The 4,411-nt window shown below is 44.0% G+C and carries 4 protein-coding genes; 1 reads left to right on the plus strand and 3 read right to left on the minus strand.

The window, feature by feature from the left end:
• Positions 1-2 precede the first annotated feature (2 nt).
• Together WBA23_RS25190 and WBA23_RS25195 are read right to left on the minus strand one after the other, a co-directional pair.
• Positions 3-2,216 carry a hypothetical protein gene (locus WBA23_RS25190; protein ID WP_424585042.1) on the minus strand — a complete coding sequence of 738 codons (2,214 nt, stop codon included), beginning with the start codon at positions 2,214-2,216 and terminating at the stop codon, positions 3-5.
• A 6-nt stretch (positions 2,217-2,222) separates the two neighbouring features.
• The gene (locus tag WBA23_RS25195; RefSeq protein ID WP_424585043.1) at positions 2,223-2,852 is read right to left on the minus strand and encodes a thymidine kinase; all 630 of its coding nucleotides are present in this window, start codon (positions 2,850-2,852) and stop codon (positions 2,223-2,225) included.
• Positions 2,853-2,961: 109 nt separating this feature from the next.
• Between WBA23_RS25195 and WBA23_RS25200 the strand changes: the two genes are divergently transcribed.
• Entirely contained in the window at positions 2,962-3,999 is a 1,038-nt protein-coding gene (locus WBA23_RS25200) for a hypothetical protein (protein ID WP_424585044.1), read from the plus strand.
• Positions 4,000-4,093: 94 nt separating this feature from the next.
• On the opposite strand, the gene rodA is transcribed toward WBA23_RS25200, so the two are convergent.
• Positions 4,094-4,411 (minus strand): rod shape-determining protein RodA (gene rodA, locus WBA23_RS25205; RefSeq protein ID WP_424585045.1); only part of this gene is annotated, 318 nt, incomplete at its 5' end.

Raw genomic sequence — 4,411 nt, forward strand, 5'->3', positions numbered from 1 at the left:
TATTAGGGAACCACCGCAATCTTTCCGACAAAGGTTTCGGAACCATTGGCTGATGCGCTAAAAACCAGATATACTCCTGATTGCACCCGGTCGCCGGTGTAGGCGCGTAAATCCCAGGTGGCAGTACCACCCTCGGCTTGTAGCTCCTGCACCAATACTCCCGAAACAGTTGTGATCTTCACCGTAGCTTGATTGACCAAGCCTTGCATGCCTACTAAACCGTCAAAGCTCTGCCGCACTGGGTTAGGAAATAGTTTCACTGACTGATGGGTAAAAGTGCCTTCAGTGGCAGTGCTGCGGAAAGAAACTACTCCCCGGTCGGTAGCTACGAACACTTCCCCACTCCGATTGTCCACTGCAATATCCAGGATGACATCCGAAATCAGCGGACTATTTTCAGTAGTGAAATTATACACTAGCTCTTCACCGGTCTCAGAAAATAGCCAAAGCCCTGCATTGGTTCCAATCCATTTACGGTTTCCTCCGTCTACCGCTACTGAAGTAACAAATTCGCCCAGCAATAGAAACTGTCGATCAAACACTGGCTTAAGCAAAGTAGCGTCGCTAAACACCTGCTCGGGAGCTGGAAAAAAAGCGACACCTTCATTACCGGTAAGCCAAAGCTGTCCGTCCAAATCTATCGCCATATCGGTTAACTGCCGCCCCGGGAGCTGAGAAGAATTAACTACATCGCTCACAAACAAACGATCGTTACTCTCGAGATCAAATACGAGCAAATCGCTCCCCGGCTGGTTTACGTTCTGATTGCCAATTATCATCCACAACTGCTGCCCAAAGTCCTGTACCAGTTGCCGAGGGTATCTTGCTGAACTATTATTGAATGCTACTTGCTGCCAACTGTTATCAGCTAGATCAAATAGATGTAAAGAAGATACGGCGTTATAGTTAGCCACCCAAAGCCGATTCTGGTTAGACAGTAGTGCCGTAACTTGGTTGTTCTCTAACGTGCTACCAGTACTTGATTGATCGAGGACTGAAAAACCTTCCTGTCCATCCCACTGTAAAACTCCCTCACCTAAACTGGAGAAGTAGTATTGCTGGGTAGTTTCTGCGTAGGTAACTTCTGTCAGTCGGGAAGCGATCGGTAGATCAGTATAGTTTTGCCACCGCCCATCCGAAAATATCGCGTAAGCTCCGGGAGCATCGGTCTTTAATGCTACCAATGACCCATTGACATAACGTAGCTTTTGAATATTATCAGCTATTGGACCATTGGGTAAGAACTGTTCTGCCTGCCCATTAGTAATCCGCAGTAATCCTCGCTGTTCATCGGCAACCCACAGTTGTTCCCCAACCTCAACAATATCTTGAGCAAAACGGATTGCCTCATTTTCTAAAGCCACCACTTCCCCCATTGCAGTCAAACGAAAGGGTTGACCATTGGCTAGTGCCAGCAGTCCATCGGAAGATGATGACAGTTTATTAAATCCTACTTCGGTAGTGAGCGAAGTTGTCACCCATTGACCGTTAGTATAACGATATACACCCTGTTGATCCACCGCTACGAATAGTACCTCCTCTGATACTACCAGATGCCGAGTAGCTTCTGCCCCCGCGACAATATCAAAGCGCTGCCAAGTATCAAAATCCTGGCGATTAACCAGTGGGTCTAGGGCGTTGGCAATAACTCCCACTTCGGTTGCCAAAAAAATACTATCATTGATAATCGCCGACTGATAAATCGTTATCGTTTCTCCCACCGTTCCTAGCTGAACGTAGGACTCTTGAATTTGCCACGGCTCATCCTGATTCAAATCCAGCGATAAAACCCGCACTCCAGCAGAAGTAGACAGATACACTAATTCTTCGCTTACCAGTATATCGTAAATGACTTCTGCTTCGCTTCCTTCATCTCGAATAAGGGTAAAAGGATAAACCTTGCCATCAGTAATTAAATCTATCACTCCACTCTGGTAAGCTATAACCAAGCCTATCTCTGAGTTATACTGCATAGCAGTGATGCCCACGTCCGAAAGACCATCATTCTTAGAAAGTATTTGGAGATCGTTGTCAGACCGGTTCAGGTAAAATAATCCGTGCTGAGCTGCTACGTATATCTGTTCTGGCGTAACTTCAATAATACGACTATCTTGATAAGAAAAATGAGTTCGCCAGGTTTCAATAGGAATGCTGGACTGCGCTAGCAATAATTGGCTGAAGCCTAGAGAAAACAAAGCAAATACTAAACTTCTCATAGTGCCTTAACGGGTAGAAGTATTTTCCTCGTCTTTAGCCTGCTTTTTTTTGTGTTCTTCCTGGTAGAAATAGTAGCGGCTACGTGCTTCATACTGGTCGCGGGCACCTATTTGTATCTGATCGGAAGAGTCATCTAAACGATAGGAGAATGATGCTGCCGCCCCCGACACTGCGCAAATGGCGTGAGTTTTAGTAACGTATTCGGCAATCGCCAGCAGGTAGGGCATTGCCCCGAAAGGTTTTCCTTCGTAATCCATATCCAATCCGGCTACAATGACCCGCTTACCCTGATTAGCTAACTCGTTACAGACAGCTACAATTTCTTTATCAAAGAACTGAGCCTCATCAATACCTATCACCTGATAACCCTCCACTTGCTGAAGAATATCTTGAGCGTGATTTACACTAATGGACGAAATGCTCGTTTGATTGTGAGAAACTACGTGGTTCTTGTCGTAGCGGTCGTCCAGAACAGGCTTAAAGATACGAACAGGTTGCTTGGCAATAATAGCTCGGTTAAGTCGCCGAATGAGTTCTTCGGTTTTGCCGGAGAACATACAGCCACAGATAATTTCAATCCATCCGGTATACGGTTTGCCTAGTGGAAGGCCACCTACTTGGGGTTCGGTAAACATATTGCCCGATCTTTGCTATAGTATTGGTAACTAATTATTGAAGAATTAGATTGTATTAGTGAAAAGAGATTATTTTCTTCGGAATAACGCAAAAGAAACAAATAACCGTATGGAGCGCAAACTTGATCGAGCGTTAATAGAACAATACAGTGAAGAATTTACTGAGAAGGTACTTTCGCCAGCTTACGCTGATAACAAGCAACTAAGCGGACAAGCTATTCTCAACCTCACTCCGGTGAAGCAAATTAACTTATTGGTTATTAAGGCCCTGTTTGATCAGTGGCAAAAAGAAATCGATAAGTTGCGTAGCCCTTATTTTGACTATGAGTCAGAAGAAGTACAGCAAGCACTAGACGATTTTATTAATACGCTTTCACAACATATTTCGGTAGGTCGCAATCACCTTCAGCCGTTGGTTGAACAAGCTGTTCAAGATACTTTATATTTAGTGTTTAACCCCACTGTTTACTACCAGCAGCAAGTATCAAATATTGTTACTGAAGGTATTCAGGAGGCAGATGTACTCACTTGGCTAAAGTACACTAAGATCAATCGGCCTTTACTGGAATTATACATTGATAAATTTCGGCAACAGTCGGCCTCCGTGCTTGATGCCGATACAGCGACTCACTTACTTGACGAAACGATTAATGAATTTTCTAGCCCACTAGAAGATTCTTCTCCCTACGTGGCTGGCTTTTCAGAAATATATTCCTTCGAGCCTGATCAGTTAGTAGCCGACGATGAATTGGAGCACACAGAAGAAAAACCGACATTAACTTCAGATCCTGAAATTGAGGGGGATACTGATCAAGAAGTAGTCACACCTACTGACCCACGCACACTTCATGATTACTTGAGCGGGCAATCATCAGCGAATACTACGCTCACTGAGATTCAAAAGAAACATAAGATGGAAAGCATCCGCGAATACATTGGCGTAAATCAGCGCTACATGTTTATTCGTGAACTTTTTGGTAATGATCCTCAAGAGTATCAACAGGCTATTCATGAAATAGACCAAAAAAGCTCCTACGTAGAAGCATTCAACTTTCTACGCCACGAGTTTGCTCAGAAATATCATTGGAAAATGGATTCAGAGGAAGTGGTAGAACTGCTAGAGATTGTTTCTAAGCGATACAACTAACGAAATGATAAATAATGATTGGTGATGAATGAGTAATGATCAGTTAATGACAGTGCTCCTATTTATTAGTCATCATTCATAGTTAGTCATTAAACTACCGAGTTAGCATTTGCAAGCGATGAGCATCAAGCTTAAGCAGAATGAAAAGCAAGATAGTAAATGCCCACAGTGAAGAACCGCCGTAACTAAAGAAGGGCAGCGGAATTCCAATGACTGGAAACAAACCGATAGTCATGCCAATATTTACCGCAAAGTGAAAGAAGAGAATGGCCGCTACGCTATAACCGTAGACTCGGGCAAAACTAGACTTTTGGCGTTCGGCAATAATTGTGACTCGGTACAGCAGCCAGACAAATAGCACAATCAGTACCGCACTGCCCATCCAACCGTGCTCTTCACCAATGGTACAGAA

Source organism: Tunicatimonas sp., from assembly GCF_049647865.1.
Lineage (GTDB): Bacteria > Bacteroidota > Bacteroidia > Cytophagales > Cyclobacteriaceae > Tunicatimonas.